This is a genomic window from Streptomyces hiroshimensis, from assembly GCF_014650335.1.
Classification (GTDB): domain Bacteria; phylum Actinomycetota; class Actinomycetes; order Streptomycetales; family Streptomycetaceae; genus Streptomyces; species Streptomyces hiroshimensis.
The window spans coordinates 142,137-167,269 of record NZ_BMUT01000007.1 but is presented as its reverse complement, the minus strand read 5'-3'; the positions used below and the strand labels follow the sequence as shown (position 1 = coordinate 167,269).

Below are 25,133 nucleotides of genomic sequence, written 5' to 3'. Positions count from 1 at the left end.
GCATGCCACCGCACCCCCGCCGACCCCGGCCGTGGACCGCGGCCCTCGTCGAGGAACGGCCTCGCCCGGATCGCATACGGACCCGCCCCGGAGGCTGGCGGCTCGCTGTGGCCACGGTCTGCTTCGGCGCCTTCATGGGCCAGCTCGACGCCAGCATCGTCACCCTCGCCTACGGCGGGCTGCGCAGCGATTTCCACGCCTCGCTGGCCGCCGTCGAGTGGGTCTCGCTGGCCTACCTCCTCACCCTCGTCGCGCTGCTGGTGCCGGTCGGCCGGCTCGCGGACGCCCACGGCCGCAAGCTGTTCTACCTCTACGGGTTCCTCGTCTTCACCGTCGCCTCGGCCGCCTGCGCCCTCGCCCCTTCCCTCGTCACCCTCGTGCTCTTCCGTGTGGTGCAGGCCGCGGGGGCCGCGATGATGCAGGCCAACAGCGTGGCCCTGGTGACCACCAGCGCGCCGCGCGGGAAGATGCGCGCCGCCCTCGGCGTGCAGGCCGCGGCGCAGGCGCTCGGGCTCGCCCTCGGCCCGACCGTCGGCGGCGCCCTGGTGGCCGGGCTCGGCTGGCGCTGGGTCTTCGCGGTCAACATCCCCGTCGGCGTGGTCGCCCTGGTGGCCGGTCAGTACCTGCTGCCCCGCACCCGTACCCGCAGCCCCGCGGCCGGCGCCGACCGCCTCGGGCCGGTGCTCCTGGCGGTCGCGACCACCGCCCTGCTGCTGGGGCTGTCCATGGCGTCCGGCCTGTCCGTGCCCGCCTGGGCCGTCGCCGTCCTCTTCGCCCTCGCCGCAGCCGCCACCTGGGCCTTCGCCCTGCGGGAACGCCGGGCGGCCCACCCCCTCGTCGACCCGGCCCTGCTGCGGCGCCGGGCCGTCTCCACCGGGCTCGCCGCGGCGCTCGGCGCCTATCTCGTCCTCTTCGGCCCGCTCGTGCTCGTGCCCGTCGTGCTGACCGGCGCGGGCTCCTCCGAGCTGCACGCCGGGCTCGTCCTGACGGCCCTCCCGGGCGGCTTCGCCCTGGCCGCGACCTGCGCGGACCGCGTCCTGCCCAAGGCCCTGGGCGACCGGAGCCGCTGCCTGCTGGGCGCGGCCGTCGCGGCCGCCGCCCTGGCCGCCATGCTCGCCCTCCCGCTCACGGCGGGCCCCCTGGTCCCGCTGCTCGCCCTGCTCGGCCTGGGGCTCGGCGTCTTCACCCCCGCCAACAACGCCCTGGTCATGGGGGCGATCCCGGCGGCGTCCTCCGGCACCGGGGGCGGGCTGGTCAACATGGCCCGCGGCCTCGGAACGGCCCTCGGCATCGCCCTGGTCACCCTCGCCCTCCACCACTCCGGCACCGCGGGTCCCCACCGCGCCGTGGCCGTTCTCCTGGGCGCGGCGCTCCTCGTGGCCGCCGCCGCGTGGCTCGGGCCGACACGCCGCGGCCCGTCACCCGGACGAGCCGCCGGAGACGCAGGCGGCTAGCGGGCGAAGTACCGTCCGCGGCATGAGGTCCGTACTCGCACCCTCCCTCTCCCTGCCCCTCGCCGCCGCCCTGCTGGCCGGCGGTCTGACCGGCTGTGCGAGCCGTGACGAGGCGGCAGGCCGGCCGGATCTGACCCCCTATTACGACCAGGAGATCTCCTGGGGGCCCTGCTCCCGGGACCAGGACAAGACGATCAGGAACGAGACCCGGCACGCGGGCGGCGCACCCGAATGCGCCCGGCTGACCGTGCCCTACACCTACGCGGACCCCGCCAAGGGCGAGCTGCGGCTCGCCCTCATGCGCTACCGCACCAAGGACCAGGAGCACCGGCTCGGCTCGCTCGTCCTGTCCTCCGGCGGACCGGGCGAGTCCGGGCTCGTGCGGCTCGGCGCCCGCGGCCCGGACGGCTTCAGCAAGGCCGGCGGCCGCTACGACCTCGTCACCTTCGACCCGCGCGGCACCGGTGCCAGCTCCCCGGTCCGCTGCGGCCCCCGCGGCGCCGCGGGGCGGGTGGGCCGCAACGACGACGAGGACCCGGGCGCCCGGTCCGGCCTCGCCGGCCGCCTCGCCGACCGGGCCAAGGACCTGGAGGAGTGCAGCAGGCGCTCCGGGCCCGTCCTGCCCCACGTCGGGACCGTCAACACCGCCCGCGACCTGGACGTCCTCCGCGCCGCCCTCGGCGAGGACAAGCTCCACTACCTCGGCTACTCCCACGGCACCCGGCTCGGCGCCGCCTACGCCCACCGCTTCCCGCAGAACGTCGGCCGCATGGTCATGGACGGCGTCGACGACCCGGCGCCCGACGCGAAGCGGACCGCCCTCGCCCGGGCCGCCGCCTACCAGAAGGCCCTGCGGCACGCGGTCGAGATCTGCACCAGGCGCGGCGACGAGGACTGCATCCTCGGCTCCGACACCGACCGGGCCATGGAGAACGTCACCGCCGCGTTCGACCGCCTCGACGAGCGGCCCCTGCCCTGGGTGAACGGCCGCACCCTCGACCGGGAGACCGCCGTGACGCGCACCATGGGCCTGCTGCGCTCCCGCGAGGGCCTGCCCGAGGCCCCCAACCTCCTCGCGTCCCTCGTCTACCACCTGCCGCCGGGGGAGTCCGCGCACATGGCCGAGGAAGAGGCCGCCCGGGCCGAGGGCGGGCACGAGGGCGGGCACGAGGGCGGGCGCGAGGACGGCCGCGACGGATCCGCGGCGGCGCGGGCCGCGGTCGCCTGCGCCGACTCCGCGGGCCGCTACACCGCCGGCCAGGTCGCCGGCGCCTACGACGACTTCGCCGACGCCTCCCCGGTCTTCGGCCCGGCCCTGGCCGCCGACATGGCCCTGTGCACCGGCTGGCCGCAGGCCGGCGACGACGGCTCGCATGACGTCGCGGCCCCCCGCGCCCCCAAGATCCTCCTGCACACCTCCGAATTCGACCCCGCCACGCCCGTGCAGTGGCTGCACCGCATGGCCCGGGCCATCGGCCCCTCCGCGGTCACCATGACGGACACGGGCGGCGGCCACAGCGTCTACGGCTCACCGGACGCCGAGTGCGTCAACGACAGGATCGACTCCTTCCTCCTGGACGGGACGCTGCCGGCCGACCACACCCGCTGTACCTGACGCACCGGCAGCCGCCCGTGCTCCATTGGATGCGTGCTCCTGGATGCGTGCTCCATTGGAGGGGACTGCGGGGCGCGCTGATGCGGCGCGCCCCGCCCGCGGGCAGGCATCCGCTCGATGGGGGCGTCACCACGTACGTCCCACCCGATGCCGTCCCGTGCCGGGCGAACCGCCGCGGGCCGATGACGAACGGAGCGTGAAGGAATGCGTATGGGACACCGGTTCACGACCGCAGCGGCAGCCCTCGCCTTGGTGGCGGGACCGGGGGGCGTCGCGCTCGCCATGACGGACACGGAGGCGGAGAAGGACGGCTCCTTCCTGACGATGGCCCACCAGGGCGGCCTCGGCGAGATCGCCATGGGCAAGGACGTCAAGAAGAACGCCACCACCTCGTGCGTCAGGAAGACCGGGGAGATCCTCGTCAAGGACCACACCCGGCTGGACAAGAAGATCACGGACCTGGCGAAGCGCCTGCGGGTGACCCTGCCCGACCGGGCCATGGACGAGCAGCGCAAGCAGCTGAAGGACCTTCAGAAGAAGGCGCACACGCGCGCGTACGACCGGCTCTGGCTGCAACAGGCGGCGGCCGGGCACGTCCAGGCCCTCAAGATGCTCGACGACGAGATCGCCCAGGGGAAGAACACCGACGTGCGCGAAGCCGCCAGAACGGCGAGACCCGTCGTCGCCGACCACCTCAAGAGAGTGCAGGTGTGTCAGAAGAAACGCTGACGGACGGCGAACGCCGGGGGACAGCCCGCGGCGGGCCGCCCCGGGGCCTCACCCGGCGGCGGCCAGCGGCTGCTCGGCCCAGATCGTCTTCCCCTCCGCGGTGAAGCGCGTCCCCCACCGCTCCGTCAGCTGCGCCACCAGCAGCAGCCCCCGTCCGCCCTCGTCCATCACCCGCGCCCGGCGCATCCGCGGCGAGGTGCTGCTCGCGTCCGACACCTCGCAGATCAGTGAGGAGCGCTCGCGGATCAGCCGGAGCCGGATGGGGGCGTAGGCGTGCCGGACGGCATTGGTGACCAGCTCGCTGACGACCAGTTCGGTGGTGAACCCCAGCTCCTCCAGCCCCCAGGCCGTCAGCTGCTCGGACGCGAACTTGCGGGCGTCGGCCACCGTGGACCGCTCGGCCGGCAGGTCCCAGCTGCGCACCTGCGAGGCGTCCAGCGCCCGGGTGCGGGCGAGCAGCAGCGCGATATCGTCCTTGGGCCGCTCGGGGCGGCGCGGCAGCAGTGCCTCCAGGACGGCGTCGCAGGTCTGCTCCAGGGGCGCGGCCGGGCCCGACAGGGCCGTGCGCAGCCCGTCCAGGCCCGCGCCGATGTCGTGGTCGTGGCTCTCGACCAGCCCGTCGGTGTACAGCGCGAGGAGACTGCCCTCGGGCAGCTGCAGTTCGGCGGACTCGAAGGGCAGCCCGCCCAGGCCCAGCGGCGGCCCGCCGGGGATGTCGAGGAAGCGGGCCGTGCCGTCCGGTGTCACGAGCACGGGCGCCGGGTGGCCCGCCCGGGCCAGGACGCAGGAGCGCGACACCGGGTCGTACACCACGTACAGGCAGGTCGCGCCCGTCTCCCGGACGGTGCCCGGCACCCGCTCCGCCGCCTGGTCCTGGGCCAGCTGGACCACCAGGTCGTCCAGGTGCGTGAGCAGCTCGTCGGGCGGCAGGTCCAGGTCCGCGAGGGTGCGGACGGCCGCGCGCAGCCGGCCCATGACGGCCGACGCCTGCACCCCGTGGCCCACGACGTCGCCGACGACCAGCGCAACCCGGGCGCCGGACAGCGGGATGACGTCGAACCAGTCCCCGCCGACGCCGGCCTGGGCGCCGGCGGGCAGATAGCGCGAGGTGACCTCGACCGCCGTCGGCTCGGGCAGCCGGCCGGGCAGCAGACTGCGCTGGAGCGTGAGCGCGACCGAGCGCTCCACGGCGTAGCGGCGGGCGTTGTCGACGCACACGCCGGCCCGCGCCGCGATCTCCGCGGCGAGCAGCAGGTCGTCCGCGTCGAACGGCTCGGTGCCCGGATGCCGGACGAACAGGGCCACGCCGAGGGTGACGCCCCGCGCGCCGAGCGGCACGGCGAGCACCGAGTGGATTCCGTCGCCGTCCAGGCACCGGGAGAGGGCCGGGCCGCCGCCGTCCGCCCACGCCGCGATCGCCGCCGCCTCCGCGCGGTGCAGCGAGGGGCGGCCGGAGGCGAGGGCCTCGGCGGGCGGGGAGTGCGGCGCGTAGGAGAAGGCGCGGCGCGGCCCCTCGGGGAGGCCGTCGAATACCGATCGCGCGGCGGCGCGGCGCACCACGGCGGCCTCCGGTCCTCCGGCGCTCCCGTCGTCCGGGCCCGCGCCGGACGGACCGGCTCCGCCCGCTGCGTCCTCGCTGTGCAGCACGGAGTCGAGCAGATCGACGCTGACCAGGTCCGCGAACGCGCCGGTGGTGACCTCCGCCAGCTCCTCGGCGGTGCGCCCGACATCCAGCGTGGTGCCGATGCGGGCGCCCGCGTCGTTGACCATCGCCAGCCGCTGCCGGGCGCGGTGCGGCTCCGTGCGGTCCAGAGCCGCTATCGACACTCCCTGCACGCGGCCGCCGCCGTCCTTGAGCGGGGTGAAGAACGTCGCCCAGGCGCGCTTGCGGGGCTGCCCGGGCGCCCGGAAGAAGGTGTCCGTGCGCAAGGTCTCGCCGGTGCGCAGCACCTCCGCCATCAGGCGGCCGAACTCGTCGAAGGGGGCGCCGGGGAAGATCTCGGTGAGCTGCAGCCCCAGCATGGCCTCCTCGGGGCGGCCCGACAGGCGCACCATCTCGCCGTTGGCGCCGGTCAGCCGCAGATCGCGGTCGTAGACGGCGGTGGCGATCGGGGACTGCACGTACGCCCACTCCTTGAGGGCGGCGTCCTTCTGCGCGGCGTCCTCCAGCACGGTGTCCGGCTCGCCGGGCGGGGCGCCCTGCGGAGTGGCGCCGAGGAGCACCCACTGCACGCGGCCGTCGCCCTCCGGACAGGGGTGTGCCCGCACGGTGATCCGCACCGCCCCGCCGTCCCGGTGGCGCGCCGTGAGGGCGCCGCTCCACGGCGCGGATCGCATGAGCGCCCGCAGGGCCGCCGGCGGGAGGGGCGCGGCCAGCAGGGCTGCGGCGGGGCGGCCGATGACCTCCTCCGGCGCATAGCCGAGCGCGTGCCGCGCGGCAGGGCTCCACAGGGTGACGGTGCCTCCCGCGTCCACGGCGGCGACGGGGACCGTCGCCGTGGGGGAGAGGGGGTCGGAATTCGCTTCCATCAGTGGTCATCTCGCTCGGCGGACGGTGTGCGGCGGGGCCGCCTGCCGCCCGCATAATTCAGGCTGTAGCTATCTTTCCCGCACTAATCGGCACTGAAGCATCCATCTCGGCCTGAACTGCTGCAGTTGTCCGGACGAACGGGCGTGGCGCCCCGGGTGCAGGGCCGTGGCTGCGGGGGGTGTGCGGCCGCGGCGGTCCGGGCGATCCCGGCCACGGCGAGGCCGTTGTATCGGCCAATCAAGACGTGATGTGCACAGCCCCGCTGCAGCGCCGCCCGTCCGTCGTCCTGCGGGGGTCGACCCGTACCCGACGGGGAATCAGTCGGTCGGATACGGAGAAAAACGGACGACGCATGATCGGTTTGCTACGGAATTGAGACAGCCCCCGGCATGTCCGCCCCCTCCCGCATGACATCCTGAGCCGTCACAGTTCTGCCGGACGCAGTCGGCGGATGTCCGGGGATTACGAGGATGCACCAATGAGACTCTGCTTCCTGGTGGAGGAGCAGTACCGGCACGACGGCATGCCGGTGGACGTCATCCGCCAACTGAGGTCCTGGGGCCACCGGGTGGACGTGCTCAGGCCCGGCGGGTCGCTCCTCAAGCTCTCCGAGACGGTGCGCGCGGGCCGGCACGACGCCTGGATCCTCAAGACGGTCTCCGGCGGCCCCGGGCTCACCCTCCTGGAAGCCGCCGCCGGCGCCGGGCTGACCACCGTGAACGACGCCCGCGCCATCCGCGGCGTGCGCGACAAGGCCTTGGCCGCCGTGACCGCGGAGGCCCACGGCCTGCCCGTCCCCGTGACCTACGCGGCCATGCGGATCGAGGAGTTCGCGCAGGTGCCCGCCGCCGAGTACCCCCTCGTCGTCAAGCCCGCCGACGGCAGCTCCGGCCGGGCCGTGCGCCTCGTGCCCTCCCCGGACCGGCTCGCGCACCAGGCGTCCCAGGACGCCGAGCGCGGCGCGGACGGCGGCATGCTCATCGCCCAGCCCTACGTCCCCAACTCCGGCGTCGACCTCAAGGTCTACTGCGTCGACGGCGAGCTCTACGCCACCGAGCGCTGCTCGCCGCTCCACCCCGACCAGCCCGCGAGCGAGCGGCAGGTGCCGCTGAGCGCCGAAGTGGCCGCCATCGCGGCGCGCGTCGGAGAGGTCTTCGGCCTCGACCTCTACGGTGTGGACGTCGTCCTCGGCCCCGACGGGCCGGTGGTCGTCGACGTCAACGACTTCCCCAGCTTCCGTCAGGTCCCCGACGCGGTGGCCCGCGTCGCCTGGGCGATCCTGCGGCTGGCCGACGCGGGAGGAACCCGCCCGCGCGCCGCCGCGGCCGGCGCCGCCGCCCTGCTGTCGGCACAGCCGTCCGCGCCCGCCGTCGGCCCCCTCGGCGGCGATGCATGAAGATAGGCCTGCTCACTCCGTCCCCCGACCACCCGCTGCTGGCGGCGGCCACCGGCCTGCTGACGGCCCGCCACCGCGTCGACGCGCTGGACCCCGCGACCGCGCCCGACCCCGGGCCCGGCGACCTCGCCGACGTCTACCTCCTCAAGACCCGGACCCCGCGCGCCCTGGCCTTCGCCCGCCGCCTCGAACAGCGCGGTGCGCCCGTGCTGAACTCGGCCGGCTCGACCGAGCAGTGCCAGGACCGGACCGCCATGGCGGAGGTCGCCCTGCGCGCCGGCCTCCCCTTCGTGGCCACCGCCACCGAGCCCTCCCTCGCCCGTCTGGCCGCCCGCGGCGACCTGTCCTACCCCGTCGTGATCAAGAGCCGCCACAGCCGCCGCCACGACCTGGTGGCCCGCGTCGACGACCCCGTACGGCTCGCCGTGCTCGCGGCCGAGTGGGGCGACGAGCCCGTCGTCGTGCAGCGCTTCACCCCCAACGACGGCTGGGACCACAAGCTGTGGGTCGTCGGCGACCACGTCTTCGCCGGCCTGCGCCGCTCGGAGCTCGCCACCCCCGTCCGGACCGGCACCGAGCCGCTGCGGACCGACGCCCTGCCCGCGGGCTGGCTCGACGTCGTGCGGCGCGTCGGCGAGGTCTTCGCGCTGGACGTGTACGGCGTCGACCTGCTCGACGTCGCCGGAAAGCCCCTCATCGTCGACGTCAACGCCTTCCCCGGCGTACGGGGCCAGGCGGGCGCCCCCGAGGCCCTGGCGGACCTGACCCTGCGCACGGCGGCGGGCGCCCACGCCCCCCGGACACCGTGGAACGCGCCCCTGCACCCCCACCCGGCCGAACCGGCCCTCTGACCCCGGGTCGCCCGTTTCCCGGCGGGCTGCCGTCCCTTCCGGCCGGGGGCGGACATCTGTTTCCGCCGCGACGGCGAGTAACCCCCGGTGGGGTGTCCGGCGGTGCCGAGCCGGCGGGCCTGAGGTGTGTGTGGCACCGCCGGTCGCGGCCGTGGGGGTTGCGCGCCGTGGCGGCGGTGTCGTAGGTGCATGCGCACGCGCCGGTTCCGGGCAGGCTGCCGTGCTTTTCGGCCGGGGCCGGCCGTCTGTTTCCGCCGCGATGGCGCGCAACCTCCGGCGGGGTGTCCGGCGGTGCCGAGCCGGCCGGCCTGAGGTGTGTGCGGCACCGCCGGTCACGGCCTTGGGGGTTGCGCGCCGTGGCGGCGGGTTCGTGGGTGCATGTGCCCGTTCTGGGCGGGCTGTCGTTCCTTTCGGCCGGGGTCGGCCGTCTGTTTCCGCCGCGATGGCGAGCACCCCCGGCGAGGCGTCCGGCGGTGCCGAGCCCGCCGGCCTGAGGCGTGTGCGGCACCGGCGGTCACGGTCGTGGGAATTGTTCGCCGTCGCGGCGGATTTGAAGGGCGTGCGCCCGTTCCCCGCAGGCTGCCGTGCAACGGGGCCCCGTACCCCGGACCCCGGACCCCGGACCCCGGCGGAGCCGTGCGCGCCGGGCCCGGCGCCGTTCGGTGGCCGGACCGTCCGTCAGGGCGGGGCGCGAATCTCCGCCCGTGCGTGACAAGTGAATTCGACTCATCCGTCCCAGGCGTCCGCAATGTCACACCCAGGGGACGGGGCCCCTCCCCACCCGTGACCGCGGCCCCGCGCGGCCGTTGACCCGGCCAGACCAGTCCTCATGCAAGCAGGGCTGCCGAAGGCCGTACGACGATCCCACCCGGAGCGCCGGCGGGCCCGGAACCGGCCGACGGCGGAATCCGCGGGGCGCCGGACCGGGCTACCGACCGCCGTCCGCGCGGGCCGTCGCGGCCCTTCCGACCGGCGGCCGTCTCTCGGCGCGATTGCGCGCTGTGACGGCGGGAGACGGCCGCCACACCTTCGTGAAGGACACCGACAGGGACACCGACGCCGAGGTGAGGGAACCCGCATGAGCCTGCTGCGCAAGATCCGTGAAACCGGACGGGTGGCCGAGGACGCCCCGCCGCGCCCGGCGGGCGACCTGCCGCCCGGCGCCGCGGAGCTGGCCGGCTCGGCCCACGTGCGCTGCATCGACGCAGGCTCCTGCAACGGCTGCGAGATCGAGATCGCGGCGGCCTTCGGGCCGGTGTACGACGCCGAGCGCTACGGGGCCCGCCTGGTGGCCTCGCCCCGCCACGCCGACGTGGCCCTCGTGACCGGCCCCGTCACCCGCAACATGGCCGAGCCGCTGCGCCGCACCGTCGCCGCGATGCCCCGCCCCCGCCTGGTGGTCGCCGTCGGCGACTGCGCCGTCGACTGCGGTGAGTTCGCCGGCGGCCACGGCGTGGAGGGCGCGGTGGGGGACGTCGTCCCCGTCGACCTGAGGGTGCCGGGCTGCCCGCCGGAGCCGGAGCAGATCGTGGCGGCGCTGCGCGCCGTGACGGGCCGGTGAGCGCGTACGGCCGCGGGAGACCCGCGGCCGGCGGCGGCCCGATAGGCACCCGCGTCGGCACCCGCCCCCGCGCCGCCGCCCCCGCAGGGAACGCCGCATGAGCCCAGCCGAGTCCGCGACCGTCGTGGCCACGGGCCTCGCCGGTGCCGGAGTGCTGGCGGGGATGCTCCTGCCCACCCGGGCCCGCATCGTCACCGTGGGGCTGTGCACGGCGGGCCTGGGCGGCGCCGGGATGGCGGGCGGGGTCGCGGCGCTGGGAGGCGCCCGCTGGTCCGCGTACCTGCCGGGCCTGCTGCCCCTGGCCGGGCTGCACCTGGCCGTCGACGCCCTCTCGGGCCTGTTCATGGCCGTCGCCGGTGCCGTGGTGCTCGCGGTCGCCGTCTACGGGATCGGCTACGCCTGCGGCCGCGGCCCGCGCGGCACCGCTTCCCGCGGCGTGCAGTCGTCCCTGCCGGTGTTCGCCCTGACCCTGGTCCTGGTCCCGGCCGCCGCCTCCGTCTCGTCCTTCCTGCTGCTGTGGGAGGGCATGGCGGTCACGTCGCTGGTCCTCGTCCTGGCCGAGCAGCGCGAGCGCTCCACCGTCCGCGAGGCCGGCGTGTGGTACGCGGTGATGACGCACGTAGGGCTCGTCCTGCTGCTGGCGGGGCTCGCGCTCTTCGCCGCGGGCGCGGGCGGCGAGACGTTCGCGCAGCTGCGCGAAGGGGCGGCCGGCATGTCGCCCGGCGCGCGCGGCGCGGTCTTCGTCCTGGTCGCCGCCGCGTTCGCGTCCAAGGCGGGCATGGTGCCCCTGCACCCCTGGCTGCCCCGGGCCCACCCCGAGGCGCCGAGCAACGTCTCGGCGCTGATGAGCACGGCGATGGTGAACCTGGGCGCCTACGGCATCATCCGCGTGGACTTCGAACTGCTGGGCGGCGGACCGGGCTGGGGGTGGCTGCTGGTCCTCGCGACGGGCGCCCTGTCGGCCGTCTACGGCATCCTGCAGGCGGCCATGGCCTCCGACCTCAAGCGCCTGCTCGCCTACTCGACGTCGGAGAACCTGGGCCTGGTCCTCATCGGGGTGGGCGCGGCGGGGCTGTTCGCCTCGTCGGGCTATCCGGTCCCCGCCGCCCTCGCCCTGGCCGCGGCCCTCCTGCACGTCACCAACCACGCGGTCTTCAAGGCCCTGCTCTTCTGCGCGGCCGGCTCCGTCGTACGGGCCACGGGGCTGCGCGACCTCGACCGGATGGGCGGGCTGCGCGCCAGGATGCCGGCCACCGCGGGGTTCTTCGCGGTGTCCTCGCTGTCCGCGGTCGCGCTCCCGCCGGGCAACGGCTTCCTCAGCGAGTGGCTGCTGCTGCAGTCCCTCATCCACGGCATGACCGTGCCCGGGGTGTCCACGGCCATCGTGCTGCCGCTGGCGGTGGCGGTCATCGCCCTGTCCGCCGGGCTGGCCGCCGCCGTGTTCGTCAAGGCCCTCGGCGTCGGCTTCTTCGCCCGGGCCCGCAGCGCAGGGGCGGCCTCGGCGGAGGAGAGCCCGCCCCTGATGCACCTCGGCATGGGCCTGCTCGCCATCGGCTGCACGGCCCTCGCGCTCGTCCCCGGCACCCTGGGCAACAGCCTGTCACGAGCCGTCGCCGCGGCAGGCCTCCACGGCGGCCGCCCCCTGGCGGGCGGCGGCCTGGAACTGCGGCTGGACAGGGTCGCCGCCTCCCTGTCCCCGCTGTGGGTGACCGCGGCGCTGCTCGCGGGCGTCGTCGCCGCGGCCGCCCTCATCCGCCTGACGACCCGTCGCGGACGCCGTACGAACGCGCGGCTGTGGGACTGCGGGGGCGGCGCCCCCACCCCCCGCATGTCGTACACCGCGACCTCCTTCGCCGAGCCCCTGCAGCGGGTCTTCGACGACGTCCTGGACCCCGAGCAGGACGTGAACGTCACCCCGGTGCGCGAATCCGCCTACCTCGTGGAACGCGTGCGCTTCCAGCGCATCGTCCCCGACCGGATCGAACACCGCCTCTACCGCCCCGTCCTGGCCGCCGCTCTGGCCGTGGGCCGGGCCGCGCGCCGGCTGGCCCCCGGCAGCGTGCACCGCTACCTCGGCTACGGGTTCTTCGGTCTCGTCGCTCTCCTGCTGGCCCTGGCGGTCGGCTGGTGAGCGCCACCTCGCACGAGGAGACGCCGTGAACGGCACCATGACCGCCACCGGAACGGCCGCGGTGACCGCCCAGGTCGCCCTGGTGGTCGCCGGGGCACCCCTGCTCGCCGGGCTGATGCGGCAGGTACGGGCGCTGATGGAGGGCCGGGCCGGGCCCGGCGTTATCCAGCCCTGGCGCGACCTGCGCAAGCTGCTGCGCAAGGAGGCCATCACCCCCGTGGGCACCGGCCCGGCCTTCCGCACGGCACCCCTGCTGCTGGTCGCGACCACGGCCGTCGTCGCCGCGCTCGTCCCGCTGGCCTCGACCGTCACGCCCGTCAGCGGCAGCGCCGACCTCATCCTCGTCGTGGCCCTGCTCGGACTCGGCACCGTCGCCCTGGCCCTCGCCGGGCTGGACACCGGCACCGCCTTCGGCGGGATGGGCGCCTCCCGCGAGATGACCGTGGCCGCCCTCGTCGAACCGACGATCCTCCTCGCGGTGTTCGCCCTGTCGATACCGACGGGGTCGACGAACCTGTCCGCCATCGTCTCCGGCGGCATCCACGACCCGGTCCGCCTCGCCTCCCCGGCGGGGCTGCTCGCCACCGCCGCCCTGGCCGTCGCCGTCCTCGCCGAGACCGGCCGGCTGCCGGTGGACAACCCGGCCACCCACCTGGAACTGACGATGGTCCACGAGGCGATGGTGCTGGAGTACGCCGGACCCGACCTCGCCCTGGTCGAACTCGGCTCCCAGATGCGGCTGACCGTGCTGCTGGGCCTGCTCGCCTCGCTGTCCGCCCCCTGGGGCATCGCCACGACCGCCTCCCCGGCGGCCCTCGCCCTCGCCCTCGTCCTGCTCGCGCTGAAGGTCGCCCTGCTGGGCGCGGCCCTCGCCGCGGCCGAGGTGTTCTGGGCCAAGCTGCGGCTCTTCCGCGTGCCCGAGCTGCTGGCCGGATCCTTCCTGCTGGCGCTCCTCGCGGTGACCGCCTCCTACTTCCTCACGGGAGAGTGAGTGAGGGACACATGACCGACAGCGTCTACACCCAGCTGCTCGACCTGGCGTGCGGCGCGTTCCTGCTCGCGGCCGTCGTCGTCCTGTGGCTGCGGCAACTGTCCTCGATCGTCGAGGTCTTCGCGCTCCAGGGCGTGGCCCTGGCCGCCGTCGCCGCCCTGCTCGGCCTGCACGAGGGCCGCCCCGGGCTGCTCGCCGTCGCCGCCGGCGTCGGCCTGCTGCGGGCCGGGGTCCTGCCCCGCCTGATGCTCCGGGCCCTGACCGCGGGCACCCCGCGGCGCCCCTACCCCCACTACCAGGAGGACGTCAGCGAGACGCGCGAGACGCGGCCCCTGGTCAACGTCGCCGCGTCCCTGCTGAGCGCGGCCCTCCTCACCCTCCTCGCCTACGCCGTGTCCCGGCCGCTGGTCGAACTGCACCCCACACCGGCGACGCGGGCCCTGCCCGTAGGGCTCGCCGTCGTCCTCATCGGCTTCTTCACCCTGGTCACGCGCCGCCGCGCGCTGGCCCAGGTGGTCGGCTTCCTGCTGCTGGACAACGGCATCACCGCCACTGCCTTCCTCGCCGCCTCCGGAGTCCCCCTGATCGTCGAACTCGGCGTGTCCTTCGACGTCCTCCTCGCCGTTCTCGTCCTGCAGATCCTCACCACCCGGATGCGGGCCGCCTTCGGCGGCACCGGCATCGACGACCTGCGGGAGCTACGCGACTGATGACGCACGCCACCACCGCACTGCTGCTGACCGCCCCCATCGCGGTACCGCTCGCCACCTCCGCCGCGTACGCCGCCTCCGGCCTGCGCGGCGCGAAGGCGCGCGCCGGGGTCGCCGCCCTCGCCCACCGGACGCCGCGCCGGCGCGGCGCCGCGGCGCCCGTGGCCACCCTCGTCCTCCGTCCGGGCGGCCGGACGGACGAGTCCGTGCACCACGGGAGCCCGACGGGCACCCGGGGCGACGGCCCGGGGACCGCGACGCCTGCTGGGCCCGGTACGGGATCCGTCGCTCCTCCCGGCCCGGGCACCGGGCCCGACGGCTCCCCTCGCCCGGGCCCGGGCTCCGTGACATCCGCCTGGCCGGGCCCGGGGCCGGACGGATCCGCCGCACCCGAGCGCCGCGGTGCGGGGTCCGTCGTACCGCCCCGCTCCGGCACGGGACGGGTCGGCGTCGTCCCCCCGCGACCCCGTGACGCGCCCCGCGTCGCGCGCCCCGAGGCGGCCGGAGCCGTGCCGCGTCCGCTCACCGGGCGCCTGGGGCTCGTCTCGCCGTTCGCGATCCTCACCTGCGGGGCCGTCCTCGCCTGCACCGTCCCCGACGACGGGCCCGTCACCGCCTACGGGCGGCTGCTGCGCGCCGACGCGCTGACCGTGTGGATGCTGCTCACCGTCGGCGCGGTCGCCTGCCTGGCCTGCGCCGCCAACCCCGCCCACCTCGCCCACGAGCGCACCGACCTCCCCGCCGCCCGCCGCTACCACCTGCTGATCCACGCCTTCCTCGCCGCCATGAGCGCCGCGGTCCTCGCCGCCAACCTCGGCGTCCTGTGGGTCGCCATCGAGGCCACGACCATCGTCACCGCCTTCCTCGTCGGCCACCGGCGCACCCGCGCCTCGGTCGAAGCCGCCTGGAAGTACGTGGTGATCTGCTCGGCCGGCATCGCCCTGGCCTTCCTCGGCACCGTGCTGCTCTACTACGCGGCCCGCCAGGCCGGCATCCCCGAGGCGTACGCCCTGGACTGGCAGATCCTCGCCGCCCGCGCGGACCGGCTCGACCCCTCCGTCACCCGGCTGGCCACCGGCCTCGTCGTCCTCGGCTTCGGCGCCAAGGCCGGCCTCGCCCCCCTGCACGCCTGGCTGCCCGACGCCCACAGCCAGGCCCCCGCGCCCGTCTCCGCCCTGATGTCCGGGGTCCTGCTCTCCGTCGCCTTCGCAGCACTCCTGCGCTACAAGGTCATCGCGGACGCGGCCCTCGGCGCCGGCTTCACCCGCACCCTGCTCGCCGGCGTCGCCCTGGCCACCCTCGCCCTCGCCGCCGCCCTCCTGCTGGCCCAGCGCGACTGCAAGCGCATGCTGGCCTACTCCAGCATGGAGCACATGAGCCTGATCGCCCTCGGCGCCGCCGTGGGCAGCCCGCTCGCCCTGTCCGCGGTCCTGCTGCACATGGCCGGCCACGGGCTCGCCAAGACGGTGGCGTTCTGCGCCTCCGGCCACATCGCACGGCTGTGCGGAACCACCCGGATCGGCAGGATCCGCGGGCTGCTCGCCCACGCGCCCTGCCTCGGCACCGCCTTCGCCGCGGCCGTCATCGCCCTGCTGGGGTTCCCGCCGTTCGGCCTCTTCGCCTCCGAACTGGGCCTCTTCCGGGCCGGCTTCCTCTCCGGCCCCCGCTGGGCCGTCGCCGCCGCCCTCGTCCTGATGCTCATCGCCTTCGCCGCCCTGGCCGCGCGCACCTCCCGCATGCTCCTGGGACCACCGCCGGGCGAGGACGACGAGGAGGAGCCCGTACCGCTCGGCGCGGACGCCGCGGCACCCCTGGTCGCCGGACTGGCCGCCTGCGCGGCACTCGGCGTCACCACCGGCCCCCTCACCGCCCTCCTGACCGAGGCCGGCGAGATCATCGGAGGCCACTGACCATGCAACCGGGCACCGCACACCGCACCGTCACCGACATCGGCCCCGCCGACCTCCCCGGCAGAGCCGCCGACCTGCTCGGCGGCGGCCACCGCCTCGCCCTCGTCGCCGCCCACCACGACAGCGCCGACGAGCCGGGCGGCCGGGCCGTCCGCGTCGTCTACCTCTTCGTGGCCGGGCCGCCCGACACCCGCACCGAACTGCACGTCCGCCTCGACCCCAAGGCCCCCGAACTCCCCACCCTCGCCCACCTCTCCTTCCCCGCCGGCCGCTTCGAGCGCGAGATGCGCGACCTGCACGGCATCGTGCCGCTGGATCACCCGCTCCCGCACCGCCTCGTACGCCACTTCCACTGGCCGCGCGGCTGGTACCCGATGCACCCCGACGCCGGGCCGCCCCCGCCCTTCGCCGAACCCGAGGGCCCCTACCCCTTCCTGGAGGTCGAGGGGGAAGGCGTCTACGAGATCCCCGTCGGCCCCGTCCACGCCGGCATCATCGAACCCGGCCACTTCCGCTTCTCCGTCGTCGGCGAGACGATCATCAAGCTCAAGGCCCGCCTGTGGTTCGTCCACAAAGGCATCGAGAAGCTCTTCGAGGGCCGCACCCCCGAGCAGGGCCTGCCGCTCGCCGAACGCATCAGCGGCGACACCGCCGTCGGCCACGCCCTCGCCTACTGCCTCGCCGTGGAGGAGGCCACCGGCGCGCACGTTCCCGTGGACGCCCGCCGCGCCCGCGCGCTCCTCCTCGAACTCGAACGCCTCCACAACCACGTCGCCGACCTCGGCGCCCTCTGCAACGACGTCGGCCACGGCATCCTCAGCGCCCGCGCCCAGCACGTCCGCGAGCGCCTGCTGCGCCTCAACCACGAGGTCACCGGCCACCGGCTGCTGCGCGGCGGCGTCGTACCCGGCGGCTCCGTCCTGCACACCGTGCCCGGATCGGCCCGGCTCGCGGAACTGGGCCGGGAGATCCGCGACATCGTCACGCTCGCCCTCGGCCACAGCACCGTGCGCGACCGCTTCACCGGCACCGCCCGCCTCGGCATCGCCGCGGCCCGCGACCTGGGCTGCCTCGGCTACGTGGCCCGGGCCAGCGGCCTGTCCGCCGACGCCCGGGTGAGCCACCCCTTCCACGACCACGCCGGGGCGTTCACCATCCCCGTCCACACCACCGGGGACGTCCTGGCCCGCTTCCTCGTACGGGCCGAGGAGATCGAGACGTCGCTGGCGATGGCCGAGCGGCTCGCAGCGGGGCTCACGGCGGGCCGGACGACCGGGACCTCGCTCGCCTGGCCCGCGCTGTTCGCCCGCAGCACCCGCCGCGCCGGCGTCGGCATCGTGGAGGGCTGGCGCGGCACCATCACCACACGGGTCGAACTCGGGGCCGGTGACGCGCTCACCCGTGTCAAGACCGTCGACCCGTCCTTCTTCAACTGGCCCGCCCTGCCCGTGGCCCTGGCGGACACGATCGTCCCCGACTTCCCCCTGGCCAACAAGAGCTTCAACCTCTCGTACGCGGGGAACGACCTCTAGCCCGCGTGGACTAGCCCGCGTGGACTAGCCGGTGTCGACGCCGTGGGCGCGGGCCAGACGCAGGGCGTCCTCCAGCTCATCCGCTGCCACGGCGACCTCGTAGGCGTCCCCGGCCGACTCGGCCTCCGCGAGGGCCTCCCGGGCCTGCTGTACGCGCTGCTGCATGGCCTCGGCGAATTCGCTCACGGCGGCCCCCGGCGCAATGGGCATGAACAGGAGATCCCTTGAAGTCTAGAGCCGATCGGCCTCGGTGACGCCCACGGGGCGACCCCGACTTCCCCGGTCCTACGTCGCAGGCCCAGGCCGGTCGGGACCCCCGGCGGATTGACGCCCACCGAGGTGGGCGGCCGATGATTCTTCGCGTCAGCTCGCTGTTCGTCGTACTGCCGGGAGGCCTGCCGCCGATGTGGGGCAAATGGATCGGCTGCCGTGTGCCGGCGGCCGCACGGGAGCGATTCTCCGCCGCCCAGCGCGCCTGGTCGGTCATCGGCGACCAGCCCGGCCTGGTCGGGCAGGTGGGCGGCTGGGACCCCGCCACCGGCCGCGCTCACGTGCTGGCCTGTGGACCGGCGCGGACGCCTACGGGAGGTTCATGCGCGAGCGGCACGACGCGGTGGTCGCCGGCAACCGGCAGGCCGACAGCTGCACCGCGATCGAGACCGCCGCCGGGGAGGTCGTCCACGAGATGGCGGGTGACATGGCCGACCTGCCCGGTGCCCTGCAGAGCGCCGCCCTGCTGCGCGTCGCCGACTGCCTGTTGCTGCCCGGCCGCGAGGAGCACTTCCTGGAAGTGCAGCGCCGGGTGTGGGCGCCGGGCATGGCGGCGGCGGGCGGCATGCTCGCCGGTGCCGTCACCCGGCTCGGCACGCACCGGTACCTGGTCACCACCCTGTGGTCCGGCTGCGCCGCCCACGAGCGCTACGCCGCCCGGCACCTGCCGTCCCTGCACTCCCGCGCCGCGGTCGGGGACGACCTCCGGTCGGTCACCGGTCACGTGCTGCCCCTGGAGCCGGCCTGGCGCGTGCTGCCTGCCGTCTGACCTGCTCCGATATCCGTTTGGCCGTCGCCGAAACGATGGGTAAGGTGCTGGCCAATGCCCGTACGTAGCGCAGCGGCAGGCGCGCCGACCTGGCAGGTCGGAGGACGCCGGTTCGAATCCGGCCGTACGGGCAGGCTCAAGAACGTGAACGAGGCGGAGCCCGGGGCTCCGTGACGGGGCGGGGACGACGCGGACGTGGGCGGCAATACCGGCACCACCGGTGCGACGGGTACGGCGGATACGGCGGATACCACCGGCATCGGCGACCTCACCGAGGACGAGCTCGCAGCCTTCGACCGCACCGTCGGCCGCCTGCGACAACTGCCCGTCGACGACCCGGTGCGGCTGCGCGCCGAGCAGGTCGCCTCGTCCTTCGTACGCGACGGGCGGCATCGCCGTCGTAAGGGCCGGCGCCAGGAACAGGCCGAGGCGGACGCCCGCGTGGTCGCCGCCACGGCGACGGGCGCCCTCGCCCGCCGCGAGGACGCACCCCTGGACGCCCCCGGTGCGGCAGGCACCTACGGCCGCTCGCGCCGCTGCTACGTCTGCAAGACCCCCTACCGGCAGGCCGACGCCTTCTACCACCTGCTCTGCCCCGCCTGCGCCGCGGACAACACCGAGCGGCGGGGCCTGCGCACCGATCTGACGGGCCGCCTGGCCCTGCTCACCGGCGGCCGGGTCAAGATCGGCTTCCAGCTCGCCCTGATGCTGCTGCGCGACGGCGCGGAGCTGCTGGTCACCAGCCGTTTCCCGCGCGACACCGTCCGCCGCTTCCACGCGGCCGAGGGCAGCGAGGCGTGGCTGGACCGGCTCACCGTGATCGGCATCGACCTGCGGGACCCCCGCCAGGTGCTCGGCCTGTGCGAGCGGCTGAGGGACGAGGGCCGGCCGCTGGACATCCTCGTCAACAACGCCGCACAGACGATCCGCCGCCCGCCCGAGGCGTACGCGCCGCTGGCGGCGGGGGAGTCCCGGCCGCTGCCCGCGGGCCGGGAGGCGGAGACGGCCCTGTGGCAGGCGCCCGGCTTCCGGACGCCGTACGCGCTGGAGGGGACCGGGGACGGCGCGGGCGCGTCGGCGGCGCTCGGGCTCGTCCTGCCGGCCGCCGCGGAGGTGGACGAGGCCGGGCTGGTGCCGGACCGGTCCGCCGCCAACTCCTGGTCCGCGCGCCTCGGCGAGCTGGATCCGGCCGAGCTGCTGGAGACCCAGCTGGTCAACGCCCTCGCTCCCACGCTCCTGTGCGATCGCCTGCTGCCGCTCCTGCTGGCCTCGCCGCACCCGCGGCGCTATGTGGTCAACGTGACGGCGGTCGAGGGCCGCTTCGCCGTGCGCAACAAGACCGCGGGCCACCCGCACACCAACATGGCCAAGGCCGCGCTGAACATGCTCACCCGCACCAGCGGCCGGGAACTCGCCGCCCGCGGCGTCCACATGTGCAGCGTCGACACCGGCTGGGTCACGGACGAGAACCCGGCGCCGAAGAAGGAGTGGATGGCCGCGCACGGCTTCCGCACCCCGCTGGACGTCGTGGACGGCGCGGCCCGGGTGTACGACCCGATCGTGCGCGGTGAGGCGGGCGACCCGGTCTCGGGCGTGCACCTCAAGGACTACCGGGTCGCCGACTGGTGACCGGGACGGCCTGCTCCGGGAAGCCCTGCTCCGGGAAGGCCCGGAACGAGGCCGCGGGTCAGGCCGCGCCCTCGACGCCCCAGCCCGGCACCTGGAAGCGCGCGGTGATGGCCGAGCTGTCGACCTCCTCGCCGCAGCACCGGCAGACGACGGCCGGGTCGAGGTCGGCACCGCAGGAGTGCTCGAAGACGGTCGGCGGCACATCCGCCAGGTGCCGGTCGCCCCAGCTCATCAGCATGATGAGGACCGGCCGCAGATCGTGCCCGGCCTCCGTGGGGCAGTACTCGAAGCGCGCGGGCCGTTCGCTGTAGGGAACCTTTTCCAGCACCCCCGCCTCCACCAGGCGGCGCAGCCGGGAGGCCAGGATGTCGCGCGGGGCCCCGGTGTTGCGGGCGATCGCGTCGAAGCGCCGGACTCCGAAGAAGACCTCACGCAGCACCAGCAGGGAGTACTTCTCGCCGACCACGCCGAGCGCGTCGGCGATCGAACAGGGGCGCGGCTTCGTCATGCGCTCCATCGTAGAGCAGCCGGATTTGCTTCCCCAACCCTCGCGGTAACACGCATCCGTCTTCCCGGCCGACTCGTGCGGCTCAGGGGTGTGCCGCCCGGATCAGCTGCCGCAGGGCGCCGTAGTAGACCTCATGGTCCGTCATGGCGGGCAGGATGACGTCCGTGTTCCCGGTCAGGACCGGGAACTCCGCAGGGTCGAGCGCGGCCAGCGCGGTGCGGGTGCTCGTGACCGTCCGTCCGGGGGCGCGGTGGTCGACGAACGTGGCGCTGCCGAGGGTCAGCAGGTACATCCGCCGGTACGCGTGGAACGCCTGCTCCGGTGTCATCCCCGCGGCGATGCTGTCGGCGAGGGCGGGCTCGACCAGGCGGGCCAGCAGCTGGGGGCCGAGCCAGGGGCGCGAGCCGCGCAGGGCGACCAGGCCGGGGTGCGCGGTGAGCAGCTCGTACAGCCCCCGGAAGCGCCGCTCCGTGGCCTCGGCCCAGCCGGTGCCCGGCGGGATCCCGGGCAGCTCGGCGGCGAGGTGGTCGGTGCACAGGTCGATCAGCCCGCCCAGGTCCGTGCAGCGGCGGTGGATCGTCGCGTGGGAGACGTCCAGCCGCTCGGCCAGGGAGCGGAAGCTGAGGGCCGAGGGGCCTTCCTCGTCGATGATCGCGAGGGCGGTGCGGGCGATGAGCTCCGGGGTCGCCCGGGCGAGGGAGGGAGATTGCCGTGGCATGTGATACAGCGTATCGTACGCTGTATCACTCACGCTTCCGCCATGCTGCGGCCCTGCGCTTCCCGCCCGGTCCCCGCCTGCGCCCCGAGGGGAAATCCCGTGCACGACCTCACCCACGGCGACGTCGAACAGGCCGCCGCCCGCATCGCCGGTCACACGCGCCCCGTCGCCGTCGCGCCGGCCGATCCCACCGCCCGCGGCCGGGTGTGGTTCGCGATGGAGTTCATGCAGCACACCGGCTCCTTCAAGGCGCGCGGCGCCTGGAACTTCCTCGCCGCCCACCGCGAGGCGGGCACCCTGCCGCGGGCGGGGGTCACCATCGCCTCCGGCGGCAACGCGGGCCTGGCCTGCGCCTGGGCGGCCCAGCGCCAGGGCGTGCCCGCCACCGTCTTCCTGCCGGAGAACGCCCCGCAGGTGAAGGTCGCCCGGCTGCGCGGCTACGGTGCCGACGTCCGCCTCGCCGGCACCGAGTACGCCGAAGCGCTCGCAGCCTGCGAGGAGTTCACGCGCACCACCGGCGCCCTCGCCAGCCACGCCTACGACCACCCGCTGATCGCCGCGGGCGCGGGCACCCTCCTGGACGAGATCCGCACGCGCGTACCCGGCCTGGACACCGTCGTCGTCGCGGTGGGCGGCGGTGGCCTCTTCGCGGGCGTCGCCACGGCCGCGCGGCACCACGGGATCCGGACCGTCGCGGTCGAACCCGCCGGCAGCCGGGCCCTCCACGCCGCCCTGGAGGCCGGGCGCGTCGTCGACGTCACCGTCGACTCCGTCGCGGCGGACGCCCTGGGAGCCCGCCGCGTCTCGGAGACGGCCCTGGCCGCGGCCCGCCACGCGGACGTCACCTCCGTCCTCGTACCGGACAAGGCGATCGTCGGCGCGCGGCAGTCCCTGTGGGAGGAACACCGCATCGCGGTCGAGCCCGCCGGGGCCACCGCGCTCGCCGCCCTGACGGCGCCCGGCGGCCCGTACACGCCCGAGGAGGACGAGACCGTCGCCGTCGTCCTCTGCGGCGCCAACACCGACCCCGGTGATCTGGTGCGCCGTCACTGACGTGCGGTCAGCGGGGGCGAGGCGGCCGAAAGCCGGTCAGCACGCGGCGGGCGGCGGTTCGCACAGGGCGATGCCCGGCTCCCGCGGCGCGGCCACCCGCGGCGGCGGCCGCGTTGCTGCAGAAGCGCAAGGGCTCACCGGCCACGGAGTCCGCCAGGATCAGCGCCGTGTGGCACGACCGGCCCGGGTCCTCGATCCTGGGAATGTGCCTGATGCGGTCGAAATACGCGTGCACGGTGTCAGCGGGACACCGCCCGCGGACGTCCTCCAGATCGCCGAGCTGCGACCTGTCGGCGGTGACGACACGGCACGGTTCCTGCGGCGGTCGGAGCCGCCGGTGGAGCCGCCCGTGAGGGAGGCCTTCCACTGGGGGAACATGACCTCCGGTTCGGTGTCCAAGGCGCTGTGGCTGCTGCTGGCCCCCTTCGGGGTGCTGAACCTCGCCCGCTACACCCTTCCGATGCTCGTCCGTACCCCCGGGGATCCGCGGACCGAAGAACGACGCGGGGCACGGCGGACGGCCGATGCGGTGCTGCGACTGCTCGGACTCGTACTGACGCTGTTGCTCACGGCGGCGGTCGCCTTCGTGGCGATCGATCTCATCGCCTTTCAATGCGGCAACGACATGCTCTGCACGTCCGGTAACAGCTGGCTGCCCTTGTCCAGCAAGCAACCCACCAGCTGGTCGTGGCGGCTGCCCCTGGGCGCCGCCGCACCGGCCGCCCTGATCTGGCTGCTGGTCCGCTTCGGCCGGCAGGTCTACGTCTATCCGCCGCCCACGGCCGCCAAGCCGGAGGAGTGGCCGGACGGCGTGGGCGCTCTCGCGCAGAAGCCGTTCTGGGCCACCTCGCCGCGTGCCCCCATGCTGCGGCTGTTCCACACGACCGCGGCCGTGGCCCTGCTCGCGATGCTCGTGGCCTACGCGTCGGTGAAGCCGGTCGCCGGTCTGCGGACCGCCGAGGGCTGGGAGGACGACGCCCTTTGGGCGATGTTCGGCTTCGCCGCAGTGGTCGGTCTGCTCTGCGTCGTCCTCACGGCGGTCGGCTACCACCCCCGGGGCGAGAAGCTCAAGTACGACCCCACCGGCCGCGATGCCATCGAGATCCCGATGCCGTGCCTGATACTGCGCCGGAGTATGTGGGCGGCTCTGCTTGCCGTCATGGTGCTCGCGGTCTTCTTCGGGCCGCACGCCACCCGCCAGGCCACCGGCAAGGAACCCGCGAATCTGGCCGGTTTCGAGTGGGCCTTTAACGCTCTCTACCTGGCCTGTGCGGTGCTGCTGCTCGCGTTGCTGGTGACCACCTGCCTGCTGCGCGGCGTCATTTCGACCCAAGGTCTGGTCAAGGGGCAGCGGCCCATGTGGGGCGGGCTGGCGTGCCCCGTGCTCGCGAGCTTTGCGGTCCTCCTGGCCACGGGATTCACGGCCGGTGCCGCGATCCAGACCGCCCGGCTGCTGGGCAGCCTCGTCCAGCCGGAGGAGACTCCCCCCGATGACGAGCCGCTGCTCGTCCTTCCCACCGTCTTCCATGTCACCGCGCTGCTGTGGGCACTGGTGGTGGCGGCAGCCGTGGTGAGCGGAATCTGCGTGTGGTGTTTCCGCCCCGGCTGGGTACGCAACCTCCGAGACCGAGTCCGGGAGGACTACCCGGGCACGTCTCCAACGGAGCTCCCCGACCGCACCGTGGCGAGGATCGCCGAGGCGTGGCGCCTCGCTGCCGTGAAGTACCGGCTGCCCACCGTCCTGCTGGTGATCGCCCTCACCGGATTGGTCTGTGCGCTCCTGCAGGGCTACTCCGCCTGCGAATCCCTGGTACTGGGGAAGGACCGTGGGTTCACCTGGATCAAGGACGCCCTTTACCACCGCGTCTTGCTCGGCGTGAAGTTCTTCGGGCTGGCCGACGACGTCGGGGCGTGGGCGCTGACGGGGCTGGCGGCCGGCCTGGTGTTCCTGGGCATGCGAGCCTTCCGCAGCCCGCAGTGGCGACGGGGAGTCGGTGTGCTGTGGGACCTGCTGGCGTTCTGGCCGCGCCTGGCGCACCCGATCGTGCCGCCTCCCTACGGCGGCCGGGCGGTGCTGTCGCTGACCCGGCGCATCCAGGACAAGACGGCAGAGGGCCGGACGGTCGTGCTGTCCGGCCACAGCCAGGGAAGCCTGATCTGTGCGGCCGCCGTACTCCAGACCGCCGCGCTCCGGTCCGCCGGTAAGCCGCGCGCGCTCGACCGGCTGGCACTGCTCACGCACGGTTCACAGCTGACCTGGGCCTACGCCCGGCTGTTCCCCGCATACGCGGGCTATCCGGTGCTGCGGGACGTGTACGAAAAGCTGGGCGGGCGCTGGCGGAACCTCCACCGCTGGAGCGACTACCTCGGCGGTCCCGTCCTGGCGCGTCCCGCAACGGGGCGTGTCCGGCCGGAACTCGGCGCCTGGACCGCTCTCGACGGGGCCGAGGTCATGCCGAAGCCGAGCGACAAGGGCGATCTCTGGCTCCGGTGTATCGGCCCCGAGATCCAGCTGCGCGACCCGTACCGGGTCGTCGCCCAGGACGACAAGCCCGAGGCGCCGCTGCTCAAACACACTGCGTACTACGCGGACCCGGCCTACGACCAGGTCGTGCAGGAGCTGATCGACAGCGTCCCGGGACGCCCCTCGGCCGCCACACGGCTCCGTACAGCCGTCGCACGCCGGTTGCGCGCCGACCGCCGACCGCCCGGACGACGGCCGGGCGGCAGCCCTAAGGGATGGCCAGGGGGCTGAGCGCAGGCGGGCCTTCGTGAT

19 protein-coding genes, 1 tRNA gene and 1 pseudogene are annotated in these 25,133 nt (G+C 74.9%); 17 read left to right on the top strand and 4 right to left on the bottom strand.

The window, feature by feature from the left end; genetic code table 11:
- The first annotated feature begins 2 nt into the window (after positions 1-2).
- The 3 genes from IE241_RS17730 (at position 3) to IE241_RS17720 (ending at position 3,798) form a co-directional block, all read left to right on the top strand.
- Entirely contained in the window at positions 3-1,454 is a 1,452-nt protein-coding gene (locus tag IE241_RS17730) for an MFS transporter (protein ID WP_190022736.1), read from the top strand.
- Positions 1,455-1,476: 22 nt separating this feature from the next.
- Positions 1,477-3,069 (top strand): alpha/beta hydrolase, encoded by a 1,593-nt coding sequence (locus IE241_RS17725; protein ID WP_190022735.1) that lies wholly within the window; start codon positions 1,477-1,479, stop codon positions 3,067-3,069.
- A 210-nt stretch (positions 3,070-3,279) separates the two neighbouring features.
- Positions 3,280-3,798: a DUF4142 domain-containing protein gene (locus tag IE241_RS17720; RefSeq protein WP_190022734.1), complete on the top strand. Its 519-nt coding sequence runs from the start codon at positions 3,280-3,282 to the stop codon at positions 3,796-3,798.
- 48 nt (positions 3,799-3,846) lie between these two features.
- On the opposite strand, the gene IE241_RS17715 is transcribed toward IE241_RS17720, so the two are convergent.
- The gene (locus IE241_RS17715; protein ID WP_190022733.1) at positions 3,847-6,327 is read right to left on the bottom strand and encodes a SpoIIE family protein phosphatase; all 2,481 of its coding nucleotides are present in this window, start codon (positions 6,325-6,327) and stop codon (positions 3,847-3,849) included.
- A 479-nt stretch (positions 6,328-6,806) separates the two neighbouring features.
- On the opposite strand from IE241_RS17715, the gene IE241_RS17710 reads away from it, so the two are divergent.
- The 8 genes from IE241_RS17710 (at position 6,807) to IE241_RS17675 (ending at position 17,410) form a co-directional block, all read left to right on the top strand.
- On the top strand, positions 6,807-7,724 hold the full coding sequence (locus IE241_RS17710; RefSeq protein WP_190022732.1) for an ATP-grasp domain-containing protein: 918 nt from the start codon (positions 6,807-6,809) through the stop codon (positions 7,722-7,724).
- Positions 7,721-8,575: an ATP-grasp domain-containing protein gene (locus IE241_RS17705; protein WP_190022731.1), complete on the top strand. Its 855-nt coding sequence runs from the start codon at positions 7,721-7,723 to the stop codon at positions 8,573-8,575. Before IE241_RS17710 ends, IE241_RS17705 begins: the two co-directional genes overlap by 4 nt.
- A gap of 1,078 nt (positions 8,576-9,653) precedes the next feature.
- Complete coding sequence (locus IE241_RS17700) at positions 9,654-10,136, top strand: NADH-quinone oxidoreductase subunit B family protein (protein WP_190022730.1); 483 nt, start codon at positions 9,654-9,656, stop codon at positions 10,134-10,136.
- 97 nt (positions 10,137-10,233) lie between these two features.
- On the top strand, positions 10,234-12,267 hold the full coding sequence (locus IE241_RS17695; RefSeq protein WP_190022729.1) for a proton-conducting transporter transmembrane domain-containing protein: 2,034 nt from the start codon (positions 10,234-10,236) through the stop codon (positions 12,265-12,267).
- 25 nt (positions 12,268-12,292) lie between these two features.
- Positions 12,293-13,258: a respiratory chain complex I subunit 1 family protein gene (locus IE241_RS17690; protein ID WP_229899425.1), complete on the top strand. Its 966-nt coding sequence runs from the start codon at positions 12,293-12,295 to the stop codon at positions 13,256-13,258.
- A gap of 11 nt (positions 13,259-13,269) precedes the next feature.
- Complete coding sequence (locus IE241_RS17685) at positions 13,270-13,968, top strand: hypothetical protein (RefSeq protein WP_190022728.1); 699 nt, start codon at positions 13,270-13,272, stop codon at positions 13,966-13,968.
- Complete coding sequence (locus tag IE241_RS17680; protein WP_229899423.1) at positions 13,968-15,878, top strand: proton-conducting transporter transmembrane domain-containing protein; 1,911 nt, start codon at positions 13,968-13,970, stop codon at positions 15,876-15,878. The genes IE241_RS17685 and IE241_RS17680 overlap by 1 nt, the downstream gene beginning before the upstream one ends.
- Positions 15,879-15,880: 2 nt before the next feature.
- Entirely contained in the window at positions 15,881-17,410 is a 1,530-nt protein-coding gene (locus tag IE241_RS17675) for a hydrogenase large subunit (protein ID WP_190022727.1), read from the top strand.
- A gap of 24 nt (positions 17,411-17,434) precedes the next feature.
- Here IE241_RS17675 and IE241_RS17670 read toward each other — a convergent pair whose 3' ends face one another.
- A complete protein-coding gene (locus IE241_RS17670; RefSeq protein ID WP_190022726.1) occupies positions 17,435-17,620 on the bottom strand; it encodes a hypothetical protein in 186 nt (61 codons plus the stop codon).
- A gap of 140 nt (positions 17,621-17,760) precedes the next feature.
- On the opposite strand from IE241_RS17670, the pseudogene IE241_RS34980 reads away from it, so the two are divergent.
- The 4 genes and pseudogenes from IE241_RS34980 to IE241_RS17650 all read left to right on the top strand — a co-directional run.
- A pseudogene (locus IE241_RS34980) lies at positions 17,761-17,961 on the top strand (DUF4937 domain-containing protein); the annotation flags it as partial.
- Positions 17,962-18,002: 41 nt separating this feature from the next.
- Positions 18,003-18,449: a hypothetical protein gene (locus IE241_RS17660; RefSeq protein ID WP_190022725.1), complete on the top strand. Its 447-nt coding sequence runs from the start codon at positions 18,003-18,005 to the stop codon at positions 18,447-18,449.
- A gap of 58 nt (positions 18,450-18,507) precedes the next feature.
- A tRNA-Ala gene (locus IE241_RS17655) sits at positions 18,508-18,580 on the top strand.
- 127 nt (positions 18,581-18,707) lie between these two features.
- A complete protein-coding gene (locus IE241_RS17650) occupies positions 18,708-20,078 on the top strand; it encodes an SDR family NAD(P)-dependent oxidoreductase (RefSeq protein WP_190022898.1) in 1,371 nt (456 codons plus the stop codon).
- Positions 20,079-20,136: 58 nt separating this feature from the next.
- Here IE241_RS17650 and IE241_RS17645 read toward each other — a convergent pair whose 3' ends face one another.
- On the bottom strand, positions 20,137-20,586 hold the full coding sequence (locus IE241_RS17645) for a winged helix-turn-helix transcriptional regulator (protein WP_079110447.1): 450 nt from the start codon (positions 20,584-20,586) through the stop codon (positions 20,137-20,139).
- A gap of 82 nt (positions 20,587-20,668) precedes the next feature.
- On the bottom strand, positions 20,669-21,304 hold the full coding sequence (locus IE241_RS17640; RefSeq protein WP_190022724.1) for a TetR/AcrR family transcriptional regulator: 636 nt from the start codon (positions 21,302-21,304) through the stop codon (positions 20,669-20,671).
- Between the two features lie 42 nt (positions 21,305-21,346).
- Here IE241_RS17640 and IE241_RS17635 point away from each other — a divergent pair, with 42 nt between their 5' ends.
- Together IE241_RS17635 and IE241_RS17630 are read left to right on the top strand one after the other, a co-directional pair.
- Positions 21,347-22,357 carry a serine/threonine dehydratase gene (locus IE241_RS17635; protein WP_190022723.1) on the top strand — a complete coding sequence of 337 codons (1,011 nt, stop codon included), beginning with the start codon at positions 21,347-21,349 and terminating at the stop codon, positions 22,355-22,357.
- Positions 22,358-22,562: 205 nt separating this feature from the next.
- Positions 22,563-25,112 carry a hypothetical protein gene (locus tag IE241_RS17630; protein WP_190022722.1) on the top strand — a complete coding sequence of 850 codons (2,550 nt, stop codon included), beginning with the start codon at positions 22,563-22,565 and terminating at the stop codon, positions 25,110-25,112.
- The last annotated feature ends 21 nt before the right edge of the window (positions 25,113-25,133 follow it).

What these genes read in the sequence shown, in the direction of transcription:
- IE241_RS17710 (WP_190022732.1), top strand. Translation starts at nt 6,807, where the DNA reads ATGAGACTCTGCTTCCTGGTGGAGGAGCAGTACCGGCACGACGGCATG.
- IE241_RS17720 (WP_190022734.1), top strand. Translation starts at nt 3,280, where the DNA reads ATGGGACACCGGTTCACGACCGCAGCGGCAGCCCTCGCCTTGGTGGCG.
- IE241_RS17670 (WP_190022726.1), bottom strand. Translation starts at nt 17,620, where the DNA reads ATGCCCATTGCGCCGGGGGCCGCCGTGAGCGAATTCGCCGAGGCCATG.
- IE241_RS17680 (WP_229899423.1), top strand. Translation starts at nt 13,968, where the DNA reads ATGACGCACGCCACCACCGCACTGCTGCTGACCGCCCCCATCGCGGTA.
- IE241_RS17705 (WP_190022731.1), top strand. Translation starts at nt 7,721, where the DNA reads ATGAAGATAGGCCTGCTCACTCCGTCCCCCGACCACCCGCTGCTGGCG.
- IE241_RS17725 (WP_190022735.1), top strand. Translation starts at nt 1,477, where the DNA reads ATGAGGTCCGTACTCGCACCCTCCCTCTCCCTGCCCCTCGCCGCCGCC.
- IE241_RS17730 (WP_190022736.1), top strand. Translation starts at nt 3, where the DNA reads ATGCCACCGCACCCCCGCCGACCCCGGCCGTGGACCGCGGCCCTCGTC.
- IE241_RS17685 (WP_190022728.1), top strand. Translation starts at nt 13,270, where the DNA reads ATGACCGACAGCGTCTACACCCAGCTGCTCGACCTGGCGTGCGGCGCG.
- IE241_RS17635 (WP_190022723.1), top strand. Translation starts at nt 21,347, where the DNA reads ATGCTGCGGCCCTGCGCTTCCCGCCCGGTCCCCGCCTGCGCCCCGAGG.
- IE241_RS17645 (WP_079110447.1), bottom strand. Translation starts at nt 20,586, where the DNA reads ATGACGAAGCCGCGCCCCTGTTCGATCGCCGACGCGCTCGGCGTGGTC.
- IE241_RS17700 (WP_190022730.1), top strand. Translation starts at nt 9,654, where the DNA reads ATGAGCCTGCTGCGCAAGATCCGTGAAACCGGACGGGTGGCCGAGGAC.
- IE241_RS17660 (WP_190022725.1), top strand. Translation starts at nt 18,003, where the DNA reads ATGCGCGAGCGGCACGACGCGGTGGTCGCCGGCAACCGGCAGGCCGAC.
- IE241_RS17695 (WP_190022729.1), top strand. Translation starts at nt 10,234, where the DNA reads ATGAGCCCAGCCGAGTCCGCGACCGTCGTGGCCACGGGCCTCGCCGGT.
- IE241_RS17715 (WP_190022733.1), bottom strand. Translation starts at nt 6,327, where the DNA reads ATGGAAGCGAATTCCGACCCCCTCTCCCCCACGGCGACGGTCCCCGTC.
- IE241_RS17640 (WP_190022724.1), bottom strand. Translation starts at nt 21,304, where the DNA reads ATGCCACGGCAATCTCCCTCCCTCGCCCGGGCGACCCCGGAGCTCATC.
- IE241_RS17675 (WP_190022727.1), top strand. Translation starts at nt 15,881, where the DNA reads ATGCAACCGGGCACCGCACACCGCACCGTCACCGACATCGGCCCCGCC.